Raw genomic sequence first — 25,681 nt, 5'->3', positions numbered from 1 at the left:
TGATGGGGCGCCTCGCCCGCGTGTGGCGCCGTTCCATCCAGACCCGGGTCGTGACCAGCACGATCCTGCTGAGCACGCTCGTCGTCGCGCTGACGGGGTGGGCGCTGCTGCGCGACGTCGCCAGCGGCCTCGCCGACAGCCGCCGGGCGGCCGCCGTCTCCGAGGCGCGGTCGGGCTTCGACTACGCGCAGACGCAGCTCGACGCGACGGTCGAGACCGAGCAGTCGACGCAGTCGCAGGCGCTGACGCAGATGGTCGACTCGCTGACCCGTTCGCGCGGGGCGCAGCGCACGTACGAGCTGGTGCTCGAGGGCCCGCTGCTGACCGACGACGGCGAGGTGCCGGTGCGGTCGTCCGCCGCGATCGGTGCCGGCTCGCTGCCGACCGACCTGGCCGACGCCGTCCGCACGGGCCCCGGCACGTTCTGGCGGTACTCCGACCTGGCGCTGCTGGGCTCGACGACGAGCGATCCGTCCGTCGTCGTGGGCAGCCAGCTGCGGGCGCCCGGCAGCGGCGACACGTACGCCCTGTTCTACCTGTTCTCGCTGGAGGACCAGCAGGAGACGCTCGACCTCGTGCGACGAGCCCTGCTGCTGGGCGGTCTCGCGATGATCCTGATGGTCGGCGGCGTGGCCTGGCTGGTGTCGCGGCAGGTGCTCGACCCGGTCCGCATGGCGCGACGCATCGCCGAGCGCTACGCGAGCGGCAACCTCGAGCAGCGCATGCACGTCAGCGGCGAGGACGACATCGCGCGACTCAGCACGTCGTTCAACCAGATGGCCGCGAGCCTGCAGCGCCAGATCAGGCGGCTCGAGAACCTGTCACGCCTGCAGCAGCGCTTCGTGTCCGACGTCTCGCACGAGCTGCGCACGCCGCTCACGACGGTGCAGATGGCCAGCGAGGTGCTGTACGACTCGCGCGAGGGATTCGACCCGCAGACGGCGCGGTCCGCCGAGCTGCTCAAGGGCGAGCTCGACCGGTTCGAGAGCCTGCTGTCCGACCTGCTCGACCTGAGCCGCTTCGACGCCGGCGCGGCGCAGCTCGAGCTCGACACGATCGACATGTCCCAGGTCGCCCGCGCGGCGGCGGGCGACGCGGGCCTGGCGCGCGCCGGCATCGGTGTGCGGCTGGTCGGCGTCGAGGCACCGGCCGTCGTCGAGGCCGACATGCGCCGCATCGACCGCATCGTGCGCAACCTGCTGACCAACGCCGCCAAGTACAGCGGTTCGGACGTCGTCGAGATCGAGGTCGCACAGAACGACGAGTCGGTCTCGCTCGCGGTCCGCGACTTCGGCGTGGGGCTGTCGGGCGACGAGAACGTCCGCGTGTTCGACCGCTTCTGGCGCGCCGACCCGGCCCGGACGCAGGGCGGGACGGGCCTGGGCCTGGCGATCTCGCGGGAGGACGCCGCGCTCCACGGCGGGACGCTGCTGGCCTGGGGACGCGCCGGCGAGGGCAGCGAGTTCATCCTGACGATCCCGAAGCCCGAGGGCTCGGCCAGGAACCCCGCCCTCGACCCGGTGTACGCATGACCCGCCGGAGCGTCGCCGGGACGGTCGCGGCGGTCGTCGTCGCCGCGGTGATGGCGGGCTGCGCCGGCATCCCGTCGTCGGGTCCGGTCGTCAAGGTGGCCGACGACGGCGACCTCGGCCAGAGCGCGGTGCGCTACGCGCCGGCCGGGCCCCAGCAGGGGGCGACGCCCGAGCAGGTCGTGCGCGGCTACCTCGACGCGATGCTGGCGTTCCCGTCGTCGTCGCGCACGGCGTCGGCCTTCCTCACGCCCGAGGCGGCCAAGGGGTGGGCGCCCACGTCGCAGGTGCGCGTCTACTCGCAGTCGGCGGTCTCGGCCACGCCGCAGTCGTCGGCGCGCAACGACCCGGACGAGCAGGTCGCGGGCCGCACCGCCGTGCGGCTGGGATTCATCGAGGACGCGCAGCTCGACCGGCAGGGCCGCTACACCGGCGTGGGTCGCCCGCGGTCGATGTCGTACTCCCTCGAGCAGGTCGACGGCGAGTGGCGCATCACCGATCCGCAGGACGGCCTGCTGGTCACCCAGAAGTTCTTCACCGACTACTTCCGCTCGTTCGACCTCTACTTCTTCGACCGTCCCGGGCGCCGCCTGGTGCCCGACCCGGTGTACCTCGTGGTCGGCGACCAGCTCGCGACGAGCCTGGTGTCGAGCCTGGCCGGCGGACCGGCGGCGTCGGCCCGCGAGGCCACGCGCACGTACGTGCCGTCGCGCACCGTGCTCCGGCCGTCGGTGCCCGTGTCGTCGCGCGGCGTCGCCGACGTCGAGTTCACCGACGACTTCGCCGACCTCAGCGGGTCGACGCGCGACCGGTTGTCGGCGCAGGTCGTGTGGACGCTCCGGCAGGTCCCCGGCATCGAGGCCGTGCAGGTTGTCGGCGGGACGACCGCGCTGTCGGCCGGCGGCGACGAGGCGCAGCCCGTCCAGGCCTGGGGAGGGTTCGGTCCCAGCACGGCTCGCGGCCGGGCCTACGCCGTCGTCGACGACAGGGTCGTCGAGGTCGCCGACGGCCAGATCGAGCCGATCAGCGGGTCGTGGGGTCGCGACGCGCGCGGCGTGCAGCAGGTGGCGGTCGCCGAGTCCGGCGTCGCGGGGGTCCTGCCGGGCGGCGACGCGGTGCGGCTGACGACGCGGCAGGGCACGAGACCGCGCACGATCCGCGGCAACGACCTGATCGCCCCCGACTGGGACCCCGACGGCAAGCTGTGGCTCGTCGACCGCGCGGGCGGCACCACCAGGGTCAGGATCGTCGACGGGAGCGCCGACGAGCGGGCGCTCGACGTCCGGGGTGTCGCGGGGCTGGCCGTCGACGACCTCACGATCTCGCCCGACGGCACCCGGTACGCCGTCACCGTGACGGGAGCGGGCGGCGGGGAGCTCTACGTGGGCCGGGTGCTGCGCGACGTGACCGACCAGGTCATGGGTCTGGGCGACCCCGTGCGCGTCCCGACGACGGTCACGTCGCCCCGGTCGGCGTCGTGGTCGTCGACGACCGAGCTGTCGTTCCTCGGCGACAGCCAGGCCGGCCGGCAGGTCTACCAGGTCGCGATCGACGGCTCAGCGACGACCAGCGAGGTGTCGCGCAGCGGGTCGCTGCTGCCCGACGTCGGAGCGGCCACGCTCGCGATCGGCCAGGGACGGTCGGAGTTCCTGTACGTCACCGACCGGGACGGCGCCCTCTGGTACCTGGCGCCCGGCGGCTCGTGGCGCGCCCTCGACACCCCGCCGGTCACGGCCCTCGCGACGGGTCGCTGAGTCCACAGGTCGGCGCCGCGGTGTGGTGCCGGCCGCGGCCGCGGGGGACGCTCGAGCGGTGCGCTCGCTCGTGGTCCCCGCTGCCGACCTGCTGCTCGGCGCGCGGTGCGCCGGCTGCGGCGGTCCGGCCCTCGTGCTGTGCCGCTCGTGCGGGCTGCTGGTGCGTCCCGACCCGACGCCGGTCGAGGCCGGCGACGTGCCCGCCGTGGCAGCGGGCCTCAACGTCGGGGTGCTGCGCCGGGTCGTCGTGGCGTGGAAGGAGGAGGGCGTCACCCGGCTCACCGACGTGCTGCGCCACCACGTGGCCGCCGCCGTCGTACCGCTCGTGGCCGACGGGATTCCGGTGGCGATCGTGCCGGTGCCGACGTCCCGGCGCAGCAGACGACGGCGCGGCGCCGATCTCGTCGACGACGTCGCCCGCGCCGGGGCGAGGCTGCTGACCGAGGTCGGTGTCGACGCGGTCGTCGTGCAGGCCCTGACCTACACGCGCCGGACCGACGACCAGGCGGGGCTCGACGCCGCGGCACGCCGCGCGAACCTCGACGGCGCCCTGGTGGCGCGTCCGCGCACCGGCTCGTCGCCCCGCCGGGTCGTCGTGGTCGACGACGTCCTGACGACCGGGGCGACGACCCGCGAGGCCGTCCGGGCGCTCTCGGCGGCGGGTCGGCCGCCCGTCGGCATCGCGGTCGTCGCGGCCACGCCGCGTCAATCCTGAGACGTGCGGATGAACTTCGGACCAATGCTGGTCCTCAGCACGAGGGTGGACTAACGTCCTAGGCATGGCATGAAGCAGCGCCTCAGAAGCGTGACACCGACACGAGGAGTCCACATGGAAATTGTCGTCAACGGTCGCAACAGCGAGATCTCCGAGCGCTTCAGGGAGCACGTCGAGGAAAAGCTCCTCCGGCTCGAGAAGTACGACGCGCGCCAGAAGATCAACCGCGTCGAGGTCGAGGTCACGCACGAGAAGAACCCGCGCCAGCACGACAAGGCGGCCAAGGTCGAGATGACGTTGCGCTCGCGTGGTCCCGCCGTGCGGGCCGAGGCGGCCTCCACCGACCAGCACTCGGCGCTCGACGCCGCGATCGACAAGCTGGAGTCCCGGCTGCGCAAGGCCGGCGACCGTCGGCGCATCCACCACGGCGACAAGCGGCCCACGTCGGTCGCCGAGGCCACGGCCTCGCTGCCGATCGAGGACCTCGTCCTCGACGAGCCGTCCTCGGACGAGGTGCCGTGGACCAAGGTCGGCCCGATCGACGTGCAGGGCGAGAGCCCGCTGGTCGTGCGCGAGAAGACCCACCAGGGCAGCCCGATGACGCTCGAGCAGGCGCTGTACGAGATGGAGCTCGTCGGCCACGACTTCTTCCTGTTCCTCGAGAAGGACTCGATGCGCCCGAGCGTCGTCTACCTGCGCAAGGGCTACGACTACGGGGTGATCCACCTCGATGTCGTCGACTGAGTCAGACGCACAACTTCCCGTGTTCCGTGGCATGATCGACGCGTGACTTCCCGGGCCGACAGCATCCGCGTCCTGCTGGTCGATGACCAAGAGCTCTTCCGACGTGGCGTCAAGATGGTCCTGGGCGCCGACGACACGCTCGAGCTCGAAGAGGTCGACGACGGCGACAAGGCGCTCGAGCTGGTGGCCGAGAACCCGTTCGACATCGTGTTGCTCGACGTGCGGATGCCCGGGCGCAGCGGGGTCGAGGTCTGCGCCGCGATCAAGCAGATCTCGCCGACGACCGGCATCATCATGCTGACGGCCAGCGACGACGAGTCCGATCTGTACGAGTCGATCCGCAGCGGCGCCTCCGGCTACCTGCTCAAGGACGGTTCCACCTACGAGCAGGTGGCCGAGGCGGTGCGGCTCGTGGCGTCCGGGCAGTCGCTCATCAGTCCCAGCATGGCGACCAAGCTGCTCGACGAGTTCGTCCAGATGTCCAAGAGCCCTGCGCCGACCACCAACCTGACGCCGCGCGAGCTCGGTGTGCTGCGGCACGTCGCCCGCGGCCTGAGCAACCGCGAGATCGCCGAGGCGCTGTTCATCAGCGAGAACACGGTCAAGAACCACATCCGCAACATCCTCGAGAAGCTGCAGATGAAGTCGCGGATGGAGGCTGCCATGTACGCCGTGCGCAGCAAGCTCGTCGACGACCTGCCGTGACCGTCCCTGCACGACCGGCGTGACCCGGCAGCTCACGGTCCTCCAGGCCCGACGCATCGCGCTGGCCGCACAGGGCTTCACGCGTCCTCGTCCGGGGCTCGAGCGGCCGGTCACGGCACGCCACGTCGCGGCGGTCGTCGAACGGCTCGGCTTCTTCCAGATCGACTCGGTCACCGTGCTGCAGCGCGCCCACTACCTGCCGCTGTACTCGCGCCTCGGGCCGTACGACGTCGACCTGCTGCACCGTGCCGCCTCGCGGGCGCCCCGCCGCCTGTTCGAGTACTGGGCCCACGAGGCGGCGCTCGTCGACGTCCGGCTGTGGCAGGCGTTCCAGTTCCGCATGGAGAGTGGCGCGCGGATGTGGGGCGGCATGGACCGCATCGCCCGCGAGCGACCCGAGCTCGTCGCGTGGGTGCTCGACGAGGTGCGGTCGCGCGGGCCGCTGACGGCGCGCGAGATCGAGCACGACGTGCCCCGTGTCCGCGACCACTGGGGCTGGAACTGGTCGGAGGTCAAGCTCGCGCTCGAGTACCTGTTCTACAAGGGGCAGGTCACCGCGGCCCGGCGCAACGCGGCGTTCGAGCGCGTCTACGACCTGCCCGAGCGCGTCATCCCGCGCGCCCGCCTCGACGAGCCGCCGATGGACGCCGCCGAGGCGCACCGGGTGCTCGTCAGCCACGCTGCCGGCGCGCTGGGGGTGGGCACGATGCAGTGCCTGCGCGACTACTTCCGGATGGATCCGGCGCAGACCAGGGCTGCGGTCGAGGGCCTCGTCGAGACCGGCGAGCTGCTGCCCGCGACGATCGCGGGCTGGAAGCGGCCCGCCTACCTGCACCGCGACGCCGTCCTGCCGCGCCGGGTCGCCGCCCGGGCGCTGCTGAGCCCGTTCGACCCGCTGGTGTTCGAGCGCACCCGGACCGAGCGTCTCTTCGACTTCCGCTACCGCATCGAGATCTACGTGCCGGCCGACCAGAGGGTCCACGGCTACTACGTCCTGCCGTTCCTGCTGGGCGACCGGCTCGTGGCGCGGGTCGACCTGAAGGCCGATCGCCGCGAGGGCGTCCTGGTCGTGCACGGCGCCTGGGCCGAGACGCACGCCCCCGAGAGCACGGCGGCCGAGCTCGCCGCCGAGCTGCGGCTCCTGGCCCGCTGGCTGGGTCTCGAGACCGTCGCCCCGCCCGTCAGGGGCGATCTGGCCGGGGAACTCACGGCCCGTCTGGCCTCTGGCCTAGACTGACAAGGCTTACCGTCCGCTCAGTCGCCACTGTGCGGCCCACGCCGTTCCAGGAGTGCATTTCGTGCCCAAGGTCATCGACAAGATCCTTCGCATGGGCGAAGGCAAGGTCCTCAAGCAGCTCGAGGCGATCGCCAAGCAGGTCAACGCGATCGAGGACGAGTTCCGCGCGATGAGCGACGACGAGCTGCGCGGCATGACGCAGGAGTTCCGCGACCGCCTCGAGGCGGGGGAGTCGCTTGACGACCTCATGCCCGAGGCCTTCGCGACGGTCCGCGAGGCCGCGTTCCGCGTGCTCGGCCAGCGTCACTTCGACGTCCAGATCATGGGTGGCGCCGCGCTGCACCTCGGCAACATCGCCGAGATGAAGACCGGTGAGGGCAAGACCCTCGTCTCGACGCTGCCGGCGTACCTCAACGCCCTGTCGGGCAAGGGCGTCCACGTCGTCACGGTCAACGACTACCTGGCCAAGTACCACGCCGAGTGGATGGGACGCGTCCACCACTTCCTCGGCCTGACTGTCGGCCAGATCCTGCCCAGCATGTCGCCCAACGAGCGGCGCGAGTCGTACGCCGCCGACATCACGTACGGCACCAACAACGAGTTCGGCTTCGACTACCTGCGCGACAACATGGCCGACGACATCGACGACTGCGTGCAGCGCGGCCACAACTTCGCGGTCGTCGACGAGGTCGACTCGATCCTGATCGACGAGGCCCGCACGCCGCTGATCATCTCGGGCCCCACCGAGGACGAGGTCAAGTGGTACGGCGAGTTCGCCCGCATCGTCGGCGCCATGACGATCGATGAGCACTACGAGGTCGACGAGAAGAAGCGCACGATCTCGGTCACCGAGGAGGGCATCGACAAGGTCGAGGACCAGCTCGGCATCGACAACCTCTACGACGCGGTCAACACCCCGCTCATCAGCTTCCTGAACAACGCGATCAAGGCCAAGGAGCTGTTCAAGAACGACAAGGACTACGTCGTCATGGAGGGCGAGGTCCTGATCGTCGACGAGCACACGGGCCGCATCCTCGACGGCCGTCGCTACAACGAGGGCCTGCACCAGGCGATCGAGGCCAAGGAGGGCGTGCGCATCCGCGAGGAGTACCAGACCCTCGCCACGATCACGCTGCAGAACTACTTCCGCCTGTACGACAAGCTCGGCGGCATGACCGGCACGGCGATGACCGAGGCCTCCGAGTTCGACAAGATCTACAAGCTCGGCGTCGTCCCGATCCCGACCAACCGCACCGTCGCGCGCGTCGACGAGCCCGACCTCGTGTACCGCACCGAGGAGGCCAAGTTCAACGCCGTCGTCGAGGACATCGTCGAGCGGCACGCGAACGGCCAGCCGATCCTGGTCGGCACGACCAGCGTCGAGAAGAGCGAGCGCCTGAGCAAGCAGCTCAAGAAGCGCGGCGTCCCGCACGAGGTCCTCAACGCCAAGCAGCACGACCGCGAGGCCGCGATCGTCGCGATGGCCGGTCACAAGGGCGCCGTCACGGTGGCCACCAACATGGCCGGGCGAGGCACCGACATCATGCTCGGCGGAAGCGTCGAGTTCTTGGCCGACGCGGCACTGCGCAAGAAGGGCCTCGACCCGCTCGAGGACTCCGAGGCGTACGAGGCCGCGTGGCCCGAGACGCTGCAGCAGATGGAGGACCAGGTCAAGGCCGAGAAGGTCGCCGTCGCCGAGGCCGGCGGTCTGGCGGTCATCGGCACCGAGCGCCACGAGTCGCGCCGCATCGACAACCAGCTGCGCGGTCGGTCGGGGCGTCAAGGCGATCCGGGCGTGACCCGCTTCTACCTGTCGCTCGAGGACGACCTGATGCGCCTGTTCAAGGCCGACTGGGTCAACTGGGTGCTGCAGACCATGAAGATCCCCGACGACGTGCCGATCGAGAACAAGCGCGTCACGGGTGCCATCGCCTCGGCGCAGGCCCAGGTCGAGGCGCAGAACTTCGACACCCGCAAGAACATCCTCAAGTACGACGACGTCATGAGCCGCCAGCGTGAGGTCATCTACACCGAGCGCCGCGAGGTGCTCGAGGGCAAGGACATGAGCGAGTGGGTCCGCACGCGGATCTCCGAGGTCACGGGCGCGTACGTCGCCGGCGCGACCGAGGGCTTCCCCGAGGAGTGGGAGCTCGAGCAGCTGTGGACGGCGCTCGGCACGCTGTACCCCGTCGGCCTGACGATCGAGCAGGTCGAGGACGAGGCCGGTGGCCGCGAGGGTCTGAGCCGCGAGCTGCTGACCGATCAGGTCACCGAGGACGCCCTGGCGGCCTACGGCCGGCGCGAGGACGAGCTGGGGTCCGAGGTCGTGCGCGAGCTCGAGCGTCGGGTCGTGCTGAGCGTGCTCGACCGCAAGTGGCGCGAGCACCTCTACGAGATGGACTACCTGCGCGAGGGCATCGGCCTGCGCGCGTACTCGCAGCGCGATCCGCTGGTCGAGTACCAGCGCGAGGGCTTCGAGCTGTTCAACGCCATGATGGAGGGCATCGCCGAGGAGTCGGTCGGCTTCCTGTTCAACCTCGACGTCCAGGTCGAGGAGAACGACGACGAGGCCGACGAGGTCATGCAGCTCTCGGCCAAGGGTCTCGGCGTGAAGTCGGCGCCGCAGAACCTGACGTACTCGGCGCCCACCGAGGACGGCGACGTCGAGGTGCACGGCGAGACCGTCGAGGACGACTCGCCCGAGTCGGAGGCGCGGCGCGTGGCCAACAGCAAGAACAAGGCCCGTCAGAAGGCCAAGCAGCAGCGCAAGAGCCGCAAGAACAACCGCTGAGACCGAGGCCGCTTGCGGCCGAGCGTCGAAGCGCGCCAGCGAAGCGTGAGCGTCTCACGCCGAAGGCGTCGGCCTGCGAGGCGTGGCAAGGGATCAAGCTCGCTCGGCCCATGGTCACCTCATGGGTCGGGCGAGTTCTGTCGTCGTGCCTCAAGCCCAGACGAGGGCCGTGCACTTCCAGACCTTCTCGCCGCGATGCGTGGTCTGCAGCTCGAGGCGCACCGCGATGGCCCGCGAGCGGCCGCGGTGCACCATGCGCCCCGCGATCTCGGCGGCCTCGTCGTGCACCATCGCCACGTGCACCGAGACGATCCGGGCGCCCCGCCCGGAGCGGGCGCGCAGCGGCACCCGGGCGTGCAGGGTGAGTCGTGCGGTGAGCTGGGCGTAGACGTCCGGAGCCATCCAGGCGGCCATCTGGCGGACGGGCCGCTCGCCCGACAGCACCTCGACGAGCGCCTGCATGAACCGCGCGGCCCGCTCCCGGATGGCCCGCGCGTCGCCCCGTTCGACGGGGGCGGGCAGGACGGGACTCATGCCCGGGAACGGCAGGGGGATCTGGCCCGGGGACGGCTCGACGGCTTCGGTGGTGGGTCCGACGAAGGGCGTGACGGGCACGGGTGCGAGCAGCGTGGTCGCATTCTTCATGAGGGCTCCTTCGTGGGCGGTGGCACGAGCAGCTGATCCGGTCTGATCAGATCGGGGTCGGCGCCGATGACGTCGAGATTGGCGCGGTGCCACGCGGCGGTCGCATCGGCGACGGCGGCGTCGGAGGCGTCGGAGGGCAGGGACCGCGCGGCGATCGCCCAGAGCGTGTTGCCGGGGCACACCCGCACCTCGGCCGCGGGGCGGGCGGAGGCCGGAGCGGCGGCGGACGTCGCGATGCGGTGGGACGTCGCGGGGGAGTCGGGCCGGTCGGGCAGCGCCAGCCCGCTGACGACGTGCCGTGGTGCGGTGGGTGCCGGCACCTGCTCGGCGTGCGCCGGCGCGATCGTGAGCGCGCCGGCCGCCCCCACGAGCAGCGCGCGTCGCAGCGCGACGGGCGTGACCGCGGTGACGACGCGGGACGACGCGCCGACCAGGACCGCCGCTGCGACCAGGAGCGTCCAGCACGCGAGGCCGAGCACCACCAGCGAGCCCGCCGCGACGGCTGCAACCGGGAAGGAGCGGTCGGTCAGGTCGGACGCGAGGGACGGCGCGGTCGGGGCCAGCAGGACCGATGCGACGACGGAGGTCGCCACGAGGGTCCATCCGCTGGCCGAGATTTGCATGAGCACGCTCCGTGACGTTTGAATACGTTTGATGACATCGAAGTACGAATCGAAACGAGTGTCAACGTCTCACGCCTGAGAGGTGTGGACATCCGGTAGCGTGCGGCCCGTGCGATGGGACAGGTTGTTCGACGATCTCGAGGCGCAGGCCGAGGAGATGGAGCGTGACGAGCGTGACGCGCTCGCCGACGAGCTGCGTGACGGCGACTGGTCCGAGACGGGGTGGCGCGACCTGCTGGGCGGGATCGTGACGCTCGAGCTGGTCGGGGGTGCACGCCTGACCGGCACGGTCACGCTCGTCAACCAGACGCTGGTCCAGGTCGCGGGTGACCGCACCGACCACGTCGTGGCCGCGGGCGCCGTGACGGTGGTGCACGCCGCCGAGCGGCGCGCCGACGGGACGGGACGCGTCGCGGCGGCCCTGGGGTGGGGCCACGTGTTCCGCGCCCTGCGCGACGCGGGGCAGGACGTCGTGCTGCGACTGGTCGACGGCAGCTCACGCGAGGGGGTCGTCGCGGCCGTCGGTGCCGACTTCGTGCGGGTCGTGACGCCCGCGGGACTGGCTCAGGACGTCGTGTGGGCCGCGATCGTGGTGGTCAGCGGTCGGACGTGACGTCGTCGTCCGCCGAGGCGTCGAGCATCTCGCGGGCGTCGTGGTCGGCCCGCGCGTACTGCCGGGAGATGTAGTCCTCGAGCTGGTCGTTCTCGATGCGCCACTGGCCGCGGCCGCCGATCTGGATGCCGCGCAGCTCGCCGGAGCGGACGAGCGCGTAGACCTGGCGCACCGTGACGTTGAGCACCTCGGCGACGTCCGCCAGCGTGAGGAACCGCTGGCTGGAGGAAGGCATGCGTCCAGTTTCCCATGCCCCGGTGTCAGGTGTCCGCGAGGTCGTGAGATCTGTGGACGACGCCGAGGGGGTCTGGACGGGAGGCGCCGAACTCGGTAGAACCGTGCCATGACGAACTGGCGGGGGCCTGCGAGCACAGGCAGAACGGCACCACGACTGCAGATCAGACGTTGGCGCGACCCGCGCCTCGTCCTCGGGATCATGCTCGTGCTGGGCGCGACGGTGCTGGGTGCGCGCCTGGCCGCGGCGGGCGACGACCGGGTCGAGTACTGGGCCGTCGGCGACGGCGCCACCCCGGGCGACACGGTCTCGCGCGACGACCTGCGAGCCGTCGAGGTACGGCTTCCCGACGGTGCCGCCGACAACTACATCCGCACCGACGAGGCGTTCGACGCGCCGCTGGAGGACCTGGTCTGGGCGCACCGGGTGACGTCCGGCTCGTTGGTGGGGCGCGACGCCCTCGTCAGCAGGTCGTCGACGCCCCGCGGCGAGCTCCCGCTGAGCGTGGCGCAGGGCGCGGCGCCGTCCGACCTCGCCCACGGCGACGTCGTCGACGTCTGGGTGGGTCCGGGTCCGGGCGACGACTCCGGTGGGCCGGCCGTCCGGGTGCTCGAGGGCGTGCGGGTGCTGCGCACCGGTGGCGACGCCGTCGCGGCGGGCGGGTCGCTGGCCCGGACGGTGCTGGTCGACGTCGACCAGGACCGACTCGGCACCGAGGTCGTCAGCGCCGTCGCGACGGGGCACGTCACCCTCGTCAGGATCGTCTGACGTGGACGTCGTGATCGCGGCCGGTGGCGCAGCGTGGGAGGAGCCGGCGATCCGCGAGGTCGAGGCGTCCACGGCGCTGCGCCTCGCCCGCCGGTGCGTCGACGTCGCCGACCTGCTCGCGATCGCGCACACCGGGCGCGCCGCCGCCGCGATCGTCTCGGTCGATCTCGCGGGTCTCGACGTCGACACGGTCGCGCGCCTGCGGGGCGACGGCATCGAGGTCGTGACGATCGGGCCCGCCACCGAGCGGGTCGCGGCGCTCGGCATCGGCCGCACGCTGCGTCTCGGCGACCTCGACGAGCTCGCTCGTGAGCAAAGGACGCCGCCCGCCGCAGACGCCGCCCGCCGCACGCCCCTCGTCGCCGTCTGGGGTCCCGGCGGGGCGCCCGGGCGCAGCACCGTGGCGCTGGGCCTGGCATCGTCCGCCGCGGCCCGGGGCGTCGACACGGTCCTGGTCGACGCCGACACCCACGGCGGTGCCCTGGGCCAGATGCTCAGCGTGCTCGACGACGTCAGCGGTCTCGTGGCCGCGTGCCGGGCCGCCAACAACGGACGCGCGAGCGAGGTCGCCGACCACCTGCTCGGGATCGACCCGTCGCTGCGGCTGCTGACCGGGCTGCCGCGGGCCGACATGTGGTCGCAGGTGCGCACCGCGGCGATGCAGGTCGTGCTCGACGAGCTGCGCGACCGGTCGCAGCTGGTGGTCGCTGACGTCGGCGCGCCGATCGAGACGGCCCCGGGCCCGGGGCCGTCGCGCCACCAGACGACCCGGCAGGTGCTCGAGTCGGCCGATGTCGTGGTGGTGGTCGGACGGCCCGATCCCGTCGGCCTGTCGCGTCTCGTCCGTTCGGTCCACGAGCTCGCGGAGGCACTCCCGGACGTCCGGCCCGTCGTGGTCGTCAACCAGATGCGCTCGACGCTCGGCTGGCACGAGCGCGAGGTCCGCGCGACGGTGCTGCGCCTGGCCGGTGTCGAGCCCGTCGTCCACCTGCCGCACGACCAGTCGGGCCTCGACCTGGCCGCCGTCAGCGGCCGCAGCCCGCGCGAGGCGGCCCCGTCGTCGCCGTTCGTGGCCCGCGTCGAGGTGCTGACGTCGCACGTGCTCGACCGGCTCGTCTCGCCCGACGCGCTCGCGGGGTCGACCCACTGACCCGGTGGTAACTTCTCTGCAAGTCGTCTTGAGGAGAGTCATGCAGAGGTTGAGCCCCCTGGACGCGATGTTCCTGCAGCAGGACAGCCCGACCGTCCCCCGCCAGGTGGCCTCGCTCGCGATCCTCGAGGCCGGGGGTCGGCTCGACTACGACCGGCTGATCCACGTCATCAACGAGCGCATCGACCTCGTCCCCCGCTACCGGCAGATCCCGCGCTCCGTCCCCGGCGCCCTCGGCACCCCGGTGTGGGTCGACGACGAGAGCTTCGACATCTCCCTGCACGTGCGCCGCTCGGCGCTGCCGCGTCCCGGCACGGTCGACGCGCTGCACGAGCTGGTCGGGCGGCTCATCGCCCGCCGGCTCGACCTCGACCGCCCGCTGTGGGAGCTCTACCTGATCGAGGGCCTCGAGAACGGACGCGTCGCCCTGCTGTTCAAGTCGCACCAGGCGCTCGTCGACGGCTCGGAGACCGTCGACCTCGCGCAGGTGCTGCTCGAGGAGACCGCGCACGAGCGCGACATCCCGTTCGAGGAGTGGAACCCGCGCCCCGCGCCCAACGGCGCCGAGCTGCTGGTCGAGACCGTCAGCCGCAACGTGCGGCGCCCCGCCGAGGCCCTGCGCATCACCGAGCACAACCTCGGACGCCTGGCCCGCAAGCTGCCCGTCGTGGGATCGGACGCCCAGGCGCCCCACGGCGTCCTGTCGACCGAGCTGAGCCGTCACCGGCGCTTCGCCTCGCTGGCCGTCAGCCTCGACGACCTGCGACGCATCCGCGAGTACCACGGCGGCACCGTCAACGACGTCATCCTCGCGTGCATCGCCGGTGGCATCCGCGGCTGGATGCTGACCCGCGCCGAGCCCGTGACCGCCAAGACGAGCTTCCGGGCGATGGTGCCGATGTCGGTCGTCGCGAAGGACGGCCTGCCGACGTCGCTGGGCTCGAAGGTGCGCGGCCACCTGCTGTCGCTGCCGGTCGGCGAGTCCAATCCCGTCGTGCGCCTGCACCAGGTGTCGTACGCGCTGAAGGACCACCGCGAGACCGGCTCGGCCGTCGCCGCGAGCAAGCTGGCCGGCCTGCCGGGCTTCGCGACCTCGACGTTCCACGCCGTCGGGGCGCGGGTCGCCGACGCGGGCGCCGGACGCGGGCACCAGATCGTCATCACGAACGTGCCCGGCCCGCAGGAGGCGCTGTACCTGGCCGGCGAGGCGGTCGCCGAGGTCTACCCGTGCATCCCGCTCAGCGGTCGGCGCGCGGTCGCGATCGGCGTGACGTCGTACCACGGCCAGGTCTTCTTCGGCATCGTCGCCGACCGCGAGGCGATCCCGGACGTCGACGTGCTCGCGCAGTGCGTCGAGGACGCGCTCGCCGAGCTCGTCGAGTCGGTCGAGGACCGGCGCACCCGCGCACCGCGTGGACGTCAGCGTCCGGCACGCCCATGAGCAGCACGCACCCCACGAGAGGACGAGCATGAGGGTCTACCTGGGACTCGACGTCGACGAGCTGGTCGCGCTCGAGGCCGGCGGATCGGTGACGCCCGCCGAGTCGTTCGTCGCGGCCTCGACCGACGAGGAGGACGAGCTCGCGGCGCTCGAGGAGGCGGCCGAGCACGGCGCCGTCGCGGCCGCGGCCGAGGTCGACGACCCCGACGGGCCCGTCGCGCTGATCGACGTGGCCTCGCTGCACCTCGACCTCGACGACAGCGGCGACCTCGCGTGGTTCGCACCACAGGAGATCGCCGCCGTCATCGAGCTGGTGCGTCGCTAGAGCTTCGACATCCCGTACTCGACCTCTTCGCGCAGCGAGGCGCGGATGGCCTTGGCGACCTCGGGCTCGATCTTCTTGCCGAGGAACGGGATCTTGACCGTCACGTCGCCGTCGACGGTGAAGTCGGCGCCGCCCTCGACGGCGAAGAGCCTGGCCCTGCCCACCATCTCGGCGGGCTGACCGATGATGCTGACCTTGACGTCGGCGGTGCGGTTGCCCGACGCGTCGGGCCCGCTCCAGACCTCGGTCTGCTTGACCTTGACGGTGCTGCCCGTGAGCTTCTTGACGAAGTCGGGCATGTCGGCGGGCTGGGTGCGCACGATCGTGACCGTCGCGCCCTCGCCCTTCGGCTCGACCGTGACCTCGTAGTCGCTGGCGCCCTGGTTGACGCACGACTCGGTGCGGAACGCCTGGTCGACGAGCAGGCCGTAGACCGCGTCGACGCCGGAGTCGCGGTAGGAGAACTTCTCGGTCAGCTTCATTCGGCGGCCTGCTGGTCGCCGGCGGCGAGGGCCTTGAGCTCGGACAGGCGAGCCTCGACCTCGGTCTGCGTGGTGTCGCCCTCGAGCTCGGCGAACTGGGCGTCGAGGCTCGACGCGGCGAGCTCGGCCTGCCCGGCGACCTGCGCCTCGTCGCGGCGCACCTTCTCCTCGAAGCGTGACAGCTCGCTCGTGGGGTCGAGGACGTTGATCGACGACACGGCGCTCTGCACCTTGGCCTGCGCCTCGGCGGTCTTGGCCCGCGCCACGAGCTGGTCGCGCTTGGTCTTGAGCTCGCCGAGCTTGCCCTGCATGTTGACGAGGCCGGCCTTGAGCTGCTCGACGGTCTGGTTCTGGGCGGCGATCTGCGGGGCGGCGGCCTTGGCCTCGTTCTCGAAGCCGATCTGCTTGCTCAGCGCGACCTTGGCGAGCGAGTCGAACTTGTCGGCCTCGCCGGTCTGGCCGGCGGCGCGCAGGGCGTCGGCCTTCTGCGAGGCGGCGATGGCCTTGCTGCCCCACTCCTTGACGGCGGCGACGTCCTCGGCGTGATCGGCCTCGGCGAGCCGCAGGTTGCCGATCGTCTGGGCGACGGCGTCCTGCGCCTCGGCGATCGAGGACGTGTAGTCGCGCACGAGCTGGTCGAGCATCTTCTCGGGGTCCTCGGCCTTGTCGAGGAGCGAGTTGATGTTGGCGCGGGTCAGCTGACCGATGCGCCCGAGGATGGACTGTTTCTGTGCCATCAGGGGTCCGTCACTTTCGTCAGTCGGCGAACTCTGGAGGATGCCGTCGCCCTCGATCTTGCTGCATCACCGGTGACGAGACAACAGATCGAGGGCCGGCGGGCGTCTCAGGCGACGGACGGGAGGTGCCGACGGGACGTCCTGAAGATCCACGTGCGCATCAGCACGAAGCGCATGACGGTCACGAACAGGTTCGCGGCGGTCAGCACGACGACCTCGACGAGCGGGTGCCCGTCGCCCTGCAGCGCCCGCAGCACCCAGATCGCGCCGCTCGTCACGGCGAGCCCGCAGCCGAACACCAGCAGGCCCTGGAGCTGGTGGCGCAACGCTCCGGACGGCCCGCGCAGGCCGAACGTGAACCGCCGGTTGGCGGCGGTGTTGGCGATCGCCGTGACGGCCAGCGCCACGGCATTGGCCTCGAAGGCGCCGAGGCTGCCGCGCAGCAGCACGTACAGCAGCCCGTACGCGGCGGTCGACAGGACACCGATCAGGGCGAAGACGACCATCTGGGCGCTGAGCCGCCCGCCGGCGCTGCTGGTCGTGGCGCGGCCGAGGGCCTCGGCGACGTCCGCGAGCGGGATGCGTCCGCGCACGAGCGACCACCCGAGCCGTCCCATGCCGCGCAGGTCGGCCGCTGCCGTCCGGGCGATGTCGACCCGGCTGTCGGGGTCGTCGACCCAGTCGACGGGCACCTCGTGGATGCGCAGGCCGGCGCGCTCGGCGACGACCAGCAGCTCGGTGTCGAAGAACCACTCGTCGTCCTCGATCAGCGGCAGCAGCTGGGCGGCGACGTCGCGCCGGATGGCCTTGAAGCCGCACTGGGCGTCCGAGAACCGGGCCCGCAGGGCGCCGCGCAGCAGGACGTTGTAGCCGCGCGAGATGACCTCGCGACGCGGCCCGCGGGTCGTCCGCGACGTGCGGGCCAGCCGCGAGCCGATCGCCAGGTCGGAGTGGCCCGACAGCAGGGGGGCGACGAGCGGCAGCAGGGCGTTCAGGTCGGTCGACAGGTCGACGTCCATGTAGACCAGCACCTCGGCGTCCGAGTGCGACCACGCCTCCTTCAGCGCCCGGCCCCGTCCCTTGCGGGTCAGGCTGACGACGCGGACGTCGTCGAAGCGGTGGGCCAGCTGGTGGGCCAGCAGGCTCGTCGCGTCGGTGCTGGCGTTGTCGGCGATCGTGATGCGGTGCTCGAACGGCAGGGTGCGCAGGTGGTCCCTGACCTTCTCGACGGAGGCGACGAGCGCCTTCTCCTCGTTGAACACCGGGATGACGATGTCGAGGACGGGTGCGCGGCCGGGGGAGGGGCGGCTGCCGGGAGCCGTGGCCGTGGCGGTCACTGGACACCTCCGCTGAGGTCGTAGAGCGTGACGCCGTCGACGGTCTGGGCCGTGAAGTTGTCGGCGACCCAGGCGGCGATGTCGGAGCTGGAGCTGCTGCCGCCGGTCTGGCCGCCACCGCCTCCGCCGAACCCGCCGCCACCGCCGATGAAGTAGTGGATCTCGCCGTCGGCGACCCGCTGCTCGAACTCGGCGAGCGTCGGGCTGGGGTCGGAGCCGTTGAAGCCGCCGATCGCCATGACGGGCAGCTCGGTCGCGAGCTGGTAGCCGGCCGCGGTGTTGGAGCCGACGGCCGCGGCGACCCAGGTGTACGAGTCGGCGTCGGTCTCGAGCAGGGCGTTGATCTCGGCGGTCGACTCCGAGCCGTTGAGCAGTCCGCCCGCGCCTCCTCCGCCGCCGCGGGACGGCGTCCCGTTCGGCGCGGTGGGCGTCTGCGTCTGCCCCTGCCCCTGTCCCTGTCCCTGCCCCTGCGTCATGCCCGGGGGACGGCCCATCCCGTCCATGCGTCCGCCGCCCGGGCCGCCCATGCCGCCCCCGGTGCTGGGACCGGCCGACGGGATGGAGCCCGTGTGCGCGGTCGACGCGGTGTCGACGGCGTAGGCCGCCGGTCCGACGAGGACGGCTGCGAGGGACGTCGCGATGACGGCGACGACGGCGCGACGCGGCAGCAGCCGGTGCAGGACGACCAGGAACGCGGCGGCCGTGCCCGCGGCGACGACGACGTACTTGAGCCACGGCACGAAGTCGGTCGCGCGGTCGAGCAGGACGAAGCCCATGACGGACGTCATCGCGATGACGAAGGCCGCGCCGAGCGCCGCGACGGGCGACTCGCGCTTGTCCCACAGGATGCTCGCGCCGATGCCGACCAGCGCGGCGATCGCCGGTGCCAGCGCCACGGTGTAGTAGGCGTGGAAGATGCCGGCCATGAAGCTGAACGTCAGGCCCGTGACCAGCAGCCAGCCGCCCCACACGACCAGGCCCGTGAGCTGACGGTCGGAGCGTCCGGCGCCCTTGCGGAACCACAGGCCGAGACCCAGCAGCACCAGCGCGGCGGGCAGCAGCCAGGCCACCTGGCCGCCGATCTCGGACGTGAAGAGGCGCAGGATGCCGGTCTGGCCCCAGCCGCCCCCGCCGCCGACCGAGCCGGTCTCGTTCCCGTTGAGGCGGCCGAGGCCGTTGTAGCCGAGCGTCAGCTCGAGGATCGAGTTGTCCTGCGAGCCGCCGATGTAGGGGCGGCTCGAGGCGGGCCACAGCTCGACGATCGCGATCCACCAGCCGCCGGCCAGGATCATGGCTCCGAACGCGACCAGCAGGTGCTTGAGCCGCGTCACGACACCGACGCGCGCGGCCACCAGGTAGACCAGCGCGAGCGGGGGCAGCACCAGGAAGGCCTGCAGCATCTTGGTCAGGAAGGCGAAGCCGACGAGCGCGCCGCCGAGCGCGAGCCACCGCACGGCGCGCGCGGGGTTCTCGATCGCGCGGATCGTCGCGTGCACGGCGCCGATCAGCAGCAGCGTCAGCAGGGCGTCCGGGTTGTTGAAGCGGAACATCAGCACCGCCACGGGGGTCAGCGCGAGCGCCGCTCCGGCGAGCAGGGACGCCCAGGCGTTGTGCGTCGTGCGGCGGACCGTCGCGTACAGCAGCCCGACCGATGCGACGCCCATCAGCGCCTGAGGCACGAGCATGGCCCACGACGACAGGCCGAAGACGCGCACCGACAGCGACATGGGCCACAGCGACATCGGCGTCTTGTCGACCGTGATCGAGCTCGCGGCGTCGGACGAGCCGAAGAAGAACGCCTTCCACGACTCCGACCCGGCCTGCGCGGCCGCGGCGTAGAACGAGTTGGCCCAGCCCGAGGCGCCGAGGCCCCACAGGTAGAGCAGGGCCGTGGCCAGCAGCAGCCCCAGCAGGGCCGGCCGGACGAGCGGGGAGTCGTCCTCGCGGCCGCGCCAGAGGCGGTGGGCGCGGGACGGGGCCGGAGGAGCGGCCGGTGCGGTGGCGTCGCGTCGGGGTGTCGGCGTGGGGGCCGAGATCGTGGTCTGGGTCATGCCCCCACGATGCGATCGCAGGTTGGGGCGAGGGTGTGCTGAGTCTGTGCCGAGTCTGTGAGCGTCAGGCGGTCGGCAGCGTCAGTGTGAACGTCGTGTCGCCCGGCACGCTGCGGACGGTCGCGTCGCCTCCGTGGGCGTGCATGATCGCCTTGACGAGCGACATGCCGAGCCCCGCGCCGCCCGACGCGCGGGTGCGCGACGAGTCGCCGCGGGTGAAGCGCTCGAACACCGTCGGCAGCAGGGCGGGGTCGATGCCGGGGCCGTCGTCGTGGACGTCGACGCGCACGACGTCCGCGCTCGAGAGCCGCACCGACACCGTCGTGCCCGGGGGCGTGTGGCGGGTCGCGTTGGTGACGAGGTTCGTGACGGCCTGGTGCAGCCGCTGCTCGTCGCCCGTGACGGTGACGGGCTCGTCGGGGACGTCGAACGTCCAGCGCCGCTCGGGGTCGCGCACCCGGGCGTCGTCGACGGCCTCGACGACCAGGCGCGTCACGTCGACGGGGCGGCGGTCGACGCCGCGTCCCGCGTCGAGGCGGGCCAGCAGCAGCATGTCCTCGACGAGCGTCGACATGCGTCCGGCCTCCGACTCGACCTTCGCCAGGATCTGGTCGGGGTCGGCGCGGCCCGTGCGCCGGCTCAGCTCGGCGTAGCCCTTGATCGTCGACAGGGGGGTGCGCAGCTCGTGGGAGGCGTCGGCGAGGAACTGGCGCACCTGCTGCTCGCTCTCGTGGCGGGCGTCGAGCGCCTGCTCGACGTGGCCGAGCAGCTGGTTGAGCGCCTCGCCGACCTGGCCGACCTCGGTGCCGGGGTCGGTCAGCGTGTCGGGGACGCGGACGGTCTCGCCGACCTCGCCCGACGACAGCGGCATCGCGGTCACCTGGTGCGCGGTCTGCGCGACGTCGCGCAGGGGCTGCAGCTGGCGTCGGACGAGGATGCGCCCGGCGACGGCGGCGACGCCGATGCCGAGCACGGCGAGCAGCGACTCCCACCAGACGAGCGCCTGGATCGTGCCGTCGACGTCCTCGGTGGGGATGCCCTGCACGAGCACGTCGCCGCTGCTGAGGGTCGTCGCGGCGACGCGGAACGAGCCGAGGCCCGTCACCTGCACCGTGACCGGGTCGCGCCCGGGGACGACGTCCTCGAGCGAGTCGAGCGCCGACGTCGACATCTCCCGGCGGCTGCCCGACGACGTGATCGACCGCCCGGTGGCCGAGCCGTCGCGGTAGACGGCGGTCAGGCTGCCCTCGCGGTTGCCGCGGGCGTCGGGCGGCGGTCCGATGCCCGAGCGCGGCGTCGTCGGGTCGATGCCGGGCACCCCGCCGTTGGCGGCCATGCTGCTGCGCTCGAGCGATCCCTCGACCTGCCGGTCGAGCTGCCCCGTCAGGTACGACCGCATGACGAGCGTCGCGGTCAGCGCGACCAGCACGCTCACGACGGCGACGAGCGCGACGACCGTGACGATGAGGCGTCCGGTCAGGGACGACGGCAGCAGCCGGCGCACGTCAGCCGACCGGCTTCAGGACGTACCCCGCACCGCGCTTGGTGTGGATCATCGGCTCGTGGCCGGCGTCGATCTTCTTGCGCAGGTACGAGATGTAGAGCTCGACGACGTTGTCCTGCCCGCCGAAGTCGTAGTCCCACACCCGGTCGAGGATCTGCGCCTTCGACAGCACCCGGCGCGGGTTGCGCATCATGAAGCGCAGCAGCTCGAACTCGGTCGCCGTGAGGTCGATCTCGCGCCCGGCGCGGACGACGTCGTGGCTGTCCTCGTCGAGGGTGAGGTCGCCGACCTCGATGACCGAGCTGGGGCGCTCGTCCATCGCGCCGGCGCGCCGCATCAGGCCGCGCAGGCGGGCGATGACCTCCTCGAGGCTGAACGGCTTGGTGACGTAGTCGTCGCCGCCCGCCGTGAGCCCCGCGACGCGGTCCTCGACGGAGTCGCGGGCGGTCAGGAACAGCACGGGGATCCCGGGCGCGAAGGCGCGCACCTTGCGCAGCACCTCCATGCCGTCGTAGTCGGGCAGCATCATGTCGAGCACGATCGCGTCGGGAGCGAACTCCTTGGCCGCCGCGACGGCCTTGCGGCCCGTCCCGGCGGTGCGGATCTCCCACCCCTCGTAGCGCAGGGCCATCTGGAGCAGCTCGGCGATGTTGACCTCGTCGTCGACGACGAGGACGCGCAGCGGGGACCCGTCGGCGCGAGTCAGTGAGGAAGCCATGAGGACAGTGTGGACGGGCTGGCCGGGCAGCGCATGGGTGTCCGCTGTGAGAAACCTGTGAACGTGCGACCCAGCCGACGGCGAGCGTGCGCACAGGTTCCTGACAGGTGGGCGACGGACCGTGGGGCCATGAGTGATGTGCAGAGGTCAGAGGTGCAGGACGCGGAGCGCTCGTCGTCGGGCACGTGGTCGACCCGGACGCTCGTCGTCGCCGCGGTCGTCACGGTGGCGCTGGGCGCGGGGGCCGGGGCGGCCCTCGGCAGCGCGGGCGGGGACGCCGGCAGCGGCGGCTTCGGTGGCGGCCGGGGCGGGTTCCCCGGTGGTGCTCCGGGCCAGATGCGCGGGCAGCTCGGGCAGCCGGGCGTCGGCCAGGGCCAGGGACAGCAACCGGGACAGCTCCCCGGTCAGCCTCCCGCCCAGGGTCGGCAGCAGGTGCCCGGGCAGGCGCCCGGCACGGGCGGCGCGCCGTCGGGCGGCGACCCGGTCGACGACGGCAGCACTGCCACGATCTAGTCACCCGGCGTCCACCGGCGCGAAAGTGCGATTCCAACCGGCGTCACGGGATCGCGGGACCTTATACTCGGTCACGACAACCGCCCATCGACAGGAGCAGTGCCGTGGCGAAGAGGACCATCGAAGTCATCACCAGTGATCTCTCGGGCGACGAGCTCGAGCCGGGTCAGGGCGAGACGATCATCTTCTCGGTGGGTGGGGCCGACTACTCGATCGACCTGACGGACGCCGAGGCCGACGAGTTCCGCTCCACGTTCGACCGCTACGTCAAGGTCGCGTCGCGCGCGAGCTCGCGCGGCACGCAGTCGACCTCGTCGGCCCGCAAGCCGTCGGGCTCGGGGCGTTCGTCCGAGGAGCTCGCGCACATCCGCGCGTGGGCCAAGGACAACGGCCACGACGTCAGCGAGCGCGGCCGCATCAAGGCCGAGGTCATCGAGGCGTTCGACAAGGCCCAGGGCTGAGCCGGCCCCGGGCCTCGGCCCGTCAGTTCGAGTAGGGCCGGGAGTCGCCGCCGGCGTCGCACGTGCTGCCGGCCAGGCGTGACGGGAAGTCGTACCGCTCGAGCGTCGCGCAGTCGACGAGCGACTGGCCCGTCCACGCCTGCGTCCACGCACCGCCCGACTTCGCCCACAGCACGGCCGAGCCGCCGCACCCCGGGGCGGAGTAGCCGCCGCGGGCCCAGCCGCCGGTGTCGAGCTGCGTCACGGTGATGCGGGGCGCCTCGGTGCAGCCCTCCACGCCCTGCGCGGACTGCTTCGCGATCGAGGCGGCGATGAAGGTCTTGAAGTCGAGGGGCGCGCCGGAGAGCTTCGAGACGTCGGACACCGCGGCGATCGTGATGCCGTCCTCGTCGACGGCCTCGTAGTCGATGTAGGTGCCGGGCTTGACGGCCGGCTCCTTCGTCGTCGCCGTCGGGGACGGCTCCTTCGTCGTGCTGGTCTTCGTGGGTGCCGGGGTGGTGGGCGCGTCGGTCGCGGTGGGGGAGTCGGTGGACGTCGAGGGAGCCGCCGTGTCGGCGTCGCCGTCGGATCCGCAGGCGCCGAGCAGCAGCACCGTCGAGGTCGCGAGAGCGGTGGCGACCAGTCGTGTACGCGTCATGAGCACATGATGCCTCGTCGCCGCCGTGAGCCGCGTGAGGCTAGCGGCCGGTCGTGCCGTCGATCGACTCGCGCAGCAGGTCGGCGTGGCCGTTGTGCCGCGCGTACTCCTGCACCAGGTGCACGTAGACCATGCGCAGCGACATCGCGTGGCCGTGCACGTCGATCGTGTGGTCGAGGTCGATGCCCGCGACGGCGCGGTCGGCGTGCGTCCACTCGTCGCGCAGCTGGTCGACGGCTCCCGGTGCGTCGGCGGGGTCGATCCGGTTGAAGTCGGTGTCGTCGTGCGCCTCGAAGTCGTGCAGGTGCTCGACGTCCTCGCCGGCGACGCGCTTGCGCAGCCAGATGCGCTCGACCTTCGCGAGGTGCCGCACGAGCCCCAGCAGGCTGAGGTTCGACGAAGCGATGGGGCGCAGGGCGAGCTGGTCGGCCGTGAGCCCGGCGCAGACGTTGACGAGCGTGCGGCGCTGGTGCGACAGCATGCCCTCGAGGATCGGACGCTCGGCCCCCGCCGTGGGGCCGTCGACGGGGTCGGGGGTGGGGGAGAGCCAGGTCATGGCTCGATCGTCCCACCTCGGCCGCGGTGCGCCGTCCTGCCGGGGTCAGCGAATGGCGGGCTGCAGCAGGACGTCGGAGAACGTGGCGACCGAGGCGGTGCTGGCGCGGTTGAGCGAGGCCTTCGACGGCTGCCGCGCGATGTCGTTGGGCACGAGGCAGTCGGTGCCGGGCGGCAGCTCGCGGTCGCTGATCGCACCCTCGGGACGACGCTTCTGGTAGCCGCTCGACGCGCCGCCGTCCTTGGCGTAGGTGCAGGTGGGGGTCGTGTCGGTCAGGGCGAGGCCGAAGGCCGCGTCCCAGTTGTCGCCGTTGGGTTCCAGCACCGAGAACGTGCCCTCGAGCAGGTAGGGGTAGAGCACGAAGATCGTCTGGATGCCCGTCAGGTTGGCCAGCAGCGGCTCGTTGGCGGTGCGCAGGTCGCGCAGGATCGTGCCGAGGTCGGCCGCGTTCTCGTCGACGACGGCGTTGACCGTCGCGGCCGCGTCCCCGCCCTTGTCGAGCAGGCGTCGCACGTCGGGGTCGGCGTCGACGAGGGTGTCGGAGAGCTTGGCGAGGTTGTCGGAGAACTCCGAGATCGCGCCGCGCTGGTCGATCTGCGTCTGCAGCACGCTGTCGGAGTTGCGGATCAGCGAGCGGGTCACGTCGATGTTGGCATCAGCGGTCTGGATGAACGTCGACGTCGTGTCGAGGATGCGCGCCAGGTCGGGGCCGGTGCCTTCGAACGCCTGGCCCAGCTCGGAGATCACGGTCTGCAGGTTGTCGGTGTTCACCGAGGTGACGAGGGTGTTGACGTCCGTCAGCAGCTGGGTCGACGAGATCGGGATGGCGGTGTTCTCGACCGCGATCTCGGTGCCCTGCGCGAGGTAGGGGGCCGTGGTGCCGCGGGGGCGGATGTCGACGAACTGCTCGCCGATCGCCGACTTGTTGGCGACGACGAGCTGGGCGTCGGCCGAGATGCGGGGCGCGCTCTTCTCGATGTCGAGGTCGACCAGGACGCCGTCGGGCTCGGGCGTCAGACGTCCGACGCGTCCGACCTCGATGCCGCGGTACGTCACGGGGGCGCCGTCGAAGATGCCGCCGGAGTCGGTGAAGTGGGCCTGCACGGTGTAGGTGCGGTCGACCACGAGCCGGTCGAGCTGGGCGTAGCGCCCGCCGACGAACACGCCGCCCAGCAGGGTCACGAGGGCGAAGACCATCAGTTGGATCTTCGTGCGCCGCACGATCACTCGGCGGCCCCCTCTCAGTCCATACCGCGAGTATGTTCGCGTTCAACCTATCGGCAGGTACCGGCGATCGGGCGGCCGGGAGCACGTGAGCCCGGTCACGTCCGGCTCGTTATTTGTCATGCGCGTGACAAGAAATCCCCAGGCCGGCCGATGGTGTCTTCACAACCCGCGGAGGTTTCGCCA

General features: G+C 71.9%; 26 protein-coding genes. 14 read left to right on the top strand and 12 right to left on the bottom strand.

What is annotated here, in order from left to right; all coding sequences use genetic code 11:
* Positions 1-2: 2 nt before the first annotated feature.
* From mtrB to secA, 7 genes are all read left to right on the top strand, one after another.
* Positions 3-1,532 (top strand): MtrAB system histidine kinase MtrB, encoded by a 1,530-nt coding sequence (gene mtrB / locus IFT73_RS13280; RefSeq protein ID WP_192168036.1) that lies wholly within the window; start codon positions 3-5, stop codon positions 1,530-1,532.
* The gene (locus IFT73_RS13275; protein ID WP_192168035.1) at positions 1,529-3,283 is read left to right on the top strand and encodes an LpqB family beta-propeller domain-containing protein; all 1,755 of its coding nucleotides are present in this window, start codon (positions 1,529-1,531) and stop codon (positions 3,281-3,283) included. Before mtrB ends, IFT73_RS13275 begins: the two co-directional genes overlap by 4 nt.
* Before the next feature lie 58 nt (positions 3,284-3,341).
* A complete protein-coding gene (locus tag IFT73_RS19630) occupies positions 3,342-3,998 on the top strand; it encodes a phosphoribosyltransferase family protein (RefSeq protein ID WP_192168034.1) in 657 nt (218 codons plus the stop codon).
* A 114-nt stretch (positions 3,999-4,112) separates the two neighbouring features.
* Positions 4,113-4,742, top strand: a complete 630-nt coding sequence (gene hpf / locus IFT73_RS13265; RefSeq protein ID WP_192168033.1) for a ribosome hibernation-promoting factor, HPF/YfiA family — start codon at positions 4,113-4,115, stop codon at positions 4,740-4,742.
* Between the two features lie 42 nt (positions 4,743-4,784).
* The gene (locus IFT73_RS13260; protein ID WP_235502060.1) at positions 4,785-5,447 is read left to right on the top strand and encodes a response regulator transcription factor; all 663 of its coding nucleotides are present in this window, start codon (positions 4,785-4,787) and stop codon (positions 5,445-5,447) included.
* Between the two features lie 19 nt (positions 5,448-5,466).
* Entirely contained in the window at positions 5,467-6,684 is a 1,218-nt protein-coding gene (locus IFT73_RS13255; RefSeq protein ID WP_192168032.1) for a DNA glycosylase AlkZ-like family protein, read from the top strand.
* 73 nt (positions 6,685-6,757) lie between these two features.
* Entirely contained in the window at positions 6,758-9,475 is a 2,718-nt protein-coding gene (gene secA, locus IFT73_RS13250) for a preprotein translocase subunit SecA (protein ID WP_371811283.1), read from the top strand.
* A gap of 150 nt (positions 9,476-9,625) precedes the next feature.
* On the opposite strand, the gene IFT73_RS13245 is transcribed toward secA, so the two are convergent.
* Positions 9,626-10,120 carry an Rv3235 family protein gene (locus IFT73_RS13245; RefSeq protein WP_192168030.1) on the bottom strand — a complete coding sequence of 165 codons (495 nt, stop codon included), beginning with the start codon at positions 10,118-10,120 and terminating at the stop codon, positions 9,626-9,628.
* Positions 10,117-10,713, bottom strand: coding sequence for a LysM peptidoglycan-binding domain-containing protein (locus IFT73_RS13240; protein WP_192168029.1), 597 nt, complete (start codon positions 10,711-10,713; stop codon positions 10,117-10,119). Before IFT73_RS13240 ends, IFT73_RS13245 begins: the two co-directional genes overlap by 4 nt.
* 139 nt (positions 10,714-10,852) lie before the next feature.
* Between IFT73_RS13240 and IFT73_RS13235 the strand changes: the two genes are divergently transcribed.
* Positions 10,853-11,356 carry a hypothetical protein gene (locus IFT73_RS13235; RefSeq protein ID WP_192168028.1) on the top strand — a complete coding sequence of 168 codons (504 nt, stop codon included), beginning with the start codon at positions 10,853-10,855 and terminating at the stop codon, positions 11,354-11,356.
* Here the strand turns inward: IFT73_RS13235 and IFT73_RS13230 are convergent.
* Positions 11,340-11,591, bottom strand: coding sequence for a helix-turn-helix domain-containing protein (locus IFT73_RS13230; RefSeq protein WP_056611133.1), 252 nt, complete (start codon positions 11,589-11,591; stop codon positions 11,340-11,342). The two genes, IFT73_RS13235 and IFT73_RS13230, sit on opposite strands and share 17 nt — an antisense overlap.
* A 201-nt stretch (positions 11,592-11,792) precedes the next feature.
* Between IFT73_RS13230 and IFT73_RS13225 the strand changes: the two genes are divergently transcribed.
* Genes IFT73_RS13225 through IFT73_RS13210 form a run of 4 tightly spaced genes read left to right on the top strand, consistent with a single transcriptional unit; the run spans position 11,793 to position 15,275 of the window.
* A complete protein-coding gene (locus IFT73_RS13225; protein ID WP_192168027.1) occupies positions 11,793-12,359 on the top strand; it encodes a hypothetical protein in 567 nt (188 codons plus the stop codon).
* A gap of 1 nt (position 12,360) precedes the next feature.
* A complete protein-coding gene (locus IFT73_RS13220) occupies positions 12,361-13,509 on the top strand; it encodes a chromosome partitioning protein (RefSeq protein WP_192168026.1) in 1,149 nt (382 codons plus the stop codon).
* Between the two features lie 40 nt (positions 13,510-13,549).
* Positions 13,550-14,950 carry a wax ester/triacylglycerol synthase family O-acyltransferase gene (locus IFT73_RS13215; RefSeq protein ID WP_192168025.1) on the top strand — a complete coding sequence of 467 codons (1,401 nt, stop codon included), beginning with the start codon at positions 13,550-13,552 and terminating at the stop codon, positions 14,948-14,950.
* Between the two features lie 28 nt (positions 14,951-14,978).
* On the top strand, positions 14,979-15,275 hold the full coding sequence (locus IFT73_RS13210) for a hypothetical protein (RefSeq protein ID WP_192168024.1): 297 nt from the start codon (positions 14,979-14,981) through the stop codon (positions 15,273-15,275).
* Here IFT73_RS13210 and IFT73_RS13205 read toward each other — a convergent pair.
* The 6 genes from IFT73_RS13205 to IFT73_RS13180 form a co-directional block, all read right to left on the bottom strand.
* Positions 15,272-15,757, bottom strand: a complete 486-nt coding sequence (locus IFT73_RS13205; RefSeq protein ID WP_192168023.1) for a DUF2505 domain-containing protein — start codon at positions 15,755-15,757, stop codon at positions 15,272-15,274. The genes IFT73_RS13210 and IFT73_RS13205 overlap by 4 nt on opposite strands.
* The gene (locus tag IFT73_RS13200; RefSeq protein ID WP_192168022.1) at positions 15,754-16,494 is read right to left on the bottom strand and encodes a PspA/IM30 family protein; all 741 of its coding nucleotides are present in this window, start codon (positions 16,492-16,494) and stop codon (positions 15,754-15,756) included. The genes IFT73_RS13205 and IFT73_RS13200 overlap by 4 nt, the downstream gene beginning before the upstream one ends.
* A 107-nt stretch (positions 16,495-16,601) precedes the next feature.
* Positions 16,602-17,831, bottom strand: a complete 1,230-nt coding sequence (locus tag IFT73_RS13195) for a glycosyltransferase (protein ID WP_192168021.1) — start codon at positions 17,829-17,831, stop codon at positions 16,602-16,604.
* Positions 17,828-19,882, bottom strand: a complete 2,055-nt coding sequence (locus IFT73_RS13190; RefSeq protein WP_192168020.1) for a glycosyltransferase family 39 protein — start codon at positions 19,880-19,882, stop codon at positions 17,828-17,830. The genes IFT73_RS13195 and IFT73_RS13190 overlap by 4 nt, the downstream gene beginning before the upstream one ends.
* A 64-nt stretch (positions 19,883-19,946) precedes the next feature.
* Positions 19,947-21,386: an ATP-binding protein gene (locus IFT73_RS13185; RefSeq protein WP_192168019.1), complete on the bottom strand. Its 1,440-nt coding sequence runs from the start codon at positions 21,384-21,386 to the stop codon at positions 19,947-19,949.
* A gap of 1 nt (position 21,387) precedes the next feature.
* Positions 21,388-22,104 carry a response regulator transcription factor gene (locus IFT73_RS13180; protein ID WP_284148363.1) on the bottom strand — a complete coding sequence of 239 codons (717 nt, stop codon included), beginning with the start codon at positions 22,102-22,104 and terminating at the stop codon, positions 21,388-21,390.
* Positions 22,105-22,233: 129 nt separating this feature from the next.
* On the opposite strand from IFT73_RS13180, the gene IFT73_RS13175 reads away from it, so the two are divergent.
* The gene (locus IFT73_RS13175; RefSeq protein ID WP_192168018.1) at positions 22,234-22,617 is read left to right on the top strand and encodes a hypothetical protein; all 384 of its coding nucleotides are present in this window, start codon (positions 22,234-22,236) and stop codon (positions 22,615-22,617) included.
* 104 nt (positions 22,618-22,721) lie between these two features.
* Complete coding sequence (locus IFT73_RS13170; RefSeq protein WP_192168017.1) at positions 22,722-23,078, top strand: Lsr2 family protein; 357 nt, start codon at positions 22,722-22,724, stop codon at positions 23,076-23,078.
* A gap of 22 nt (positions 23,079-23,100) precedes the next feature.
* On the opposite strand, the gene IFT73_RS13165 is transcribed toward IFT73_RS13170, so the two are convergent.
* From IFT73_RS13165 to IFT73_RS13155, 3 genes are read right to left on the bottom strand one after another with little or no spacing between them, the layout of a single operon-like run.
* Positions 23,101-23,715: a hypothetical protein gene (locus IFT73_RS13165; protein WP_192168016.1), complete on the bottom strand. Its 615-nt coding sequence runs from the start codon at positions 23,713-23,715 to the stop codon at positions 23,101-23,103.
* A gap of 40 nt (positions 23,716-23,755) precedes the next feature.
* Positions 23,756-24,271 (bottom strand): DinB family protein, encoded by a 516-nt coding sequence (locus tag IFT73_RS13160; RefSeq protein WP_192168015.1) that lies wholly within the window; start codon positions 24,269-24,271, stop codon positions 23,756-23,758.
* Positions 24,272-24,316: 45 nt separating this feature from the next.
* Positions 24,317-25,468 carry an MCE family protein gene (locus IFT73_RS13155; protein ID WP_192168014.1) on the bottom strand — a complete coding sequence of 384 codons (1,152 nt, stop codon included), beginning with the start codon at positions 25,466-25,468 and terminating at the stop codon, positions 24,317-24,319.
* Between the last annotated feature and the right edge of the window lie 213 nt (positions 25,469-25,681).

This window comes from Aeromicrobium sp. CFBP 8757 (assembly GCF_014841755.1).
Taxonomy (GTDB): domain Bacteria; phylum Actinomycetota; class Actinomycetes; order Propionibacteriales; family Nocardioidaceae; genus Aeromicrobium.
The sequence above is the reverse complement of the archived record's forward strand: the minus strand, read 5'-3'. Positions and strand labels throughout refer to the sequence as shown.

Bases quoted from the DNA above. Each gene is read 5' to 3' on its own strand.
- mtrB (WP_192168036.1), top strand. From the start codon at position 3: ATGGGGCGCCTCGCCCGCGTGTGGCGCCGTTCCATCCAGACCCGGGTC.
- IFT73_RS13275 (WP_192168035.1), top strand. From the start codon at position 1,529: ATGACCCGCCGGAGCGTCGCCGGGACGGTCGCGGCGGTCGTCGTCGCC.
- hpf (WP_192168033.1), top strand. From the start codon at position 4,113: ATGGAAATTGTCGTCAACGGTCGCAACAGCGAGATCTCCGAGCGCTTC.
- IFT73_RS13245 (WP_192168030.1), bottom strand. From the start codon at position 10,120: ATGAAGAATGCGACCACGCTGCTCGCACCCGTGCCCGTCACGCCCTTC.
- IFT73_RS13230 (WP_056611133.1), bottom strand. From the start codon at position 11,591: ATGCCTTCCTCCAGCCAGCGGTTCCTCACGCTGGCGGACGTCGCCGAG.
- IFT73_RS13225 (WP_192168027.1), top strand. From the start codon at position 11,793: ATGCTCGTGCTGGGCGCGACGGTGCTGGGTGCGCGCCTGGCCGCGGCG.
- IFT73_RS13215 (WP_192168025.1), top strand. From the start codon at position 13,550: ATGCAGAGGTTGAGCCCCCTGGACGCGATGTTCCTGCAGCAGGACAGC.
- IFT73_RS13210 (WP_192168024.1), top strand. From the start codon at position 14,979: ATGAGGGTCTACCTGGGACTCGACGTCGACGAGCTGGTCGCGCTCGAG.
- IFT73_RS13205 (WP_192168023.1), bottom strand. From the start codon at position 15,757: ATGAAGCTGACCGAGAAGTTCTCCTACCGCGACTCCGGCGTCGACGCG.
- IFT73_RS13200 (WP_192168022.1), bottom strand. From the start codon at position 16,494: ATGGCACAGAAACAGTCCATCCTCGGGCGCATCGGTCAGCTGACCCGC.
- IFT73_RS13190 (WP_192168020.1), bottom strand. From the start codon at position 19,882: ATGACCCAGACCACGATCTCGGCCCCCACGCCGACACCCCGACGCGAC.
- IFT73_RS13180 (WP_284148363.1), bottom strand. From the start codon at position 22,104: ATGGCTTCCTCACTGACTCGCGCCGACGGGTCCCCGCTGCGCGTCCTC.
- IFT73_RS13175 (WP_192168018.1), top strand. From the start codon at position 22,234: ATGAGTGATGTGCAGAGGTCAGAGGTGCAGGACGCGGAGCGCTCGTCG.
- IFT73_RS13165 (WP_192168016.1), bottom strand. From the start codon at position 23,715: ATGACGCGTACACGACTGGTCGCCACCGCTCTCGCGACCTCGACGGTG.
- IFT73_RS13160 (WP_192168015.1), bottom strand. From the start codon at position 24,271: ATGACCTGGCTCTCCCCCACCCCCGACCCCGTCGACGGCCCCACGGCG.
- IFT73_RS13155 (WP_192168014.1), bottom strand. From the start codon at position 25,468: ATGGTCTTCGCCCTCGTGACCCTGCTGGGCGGCGTGTTCGTCGGCGGG.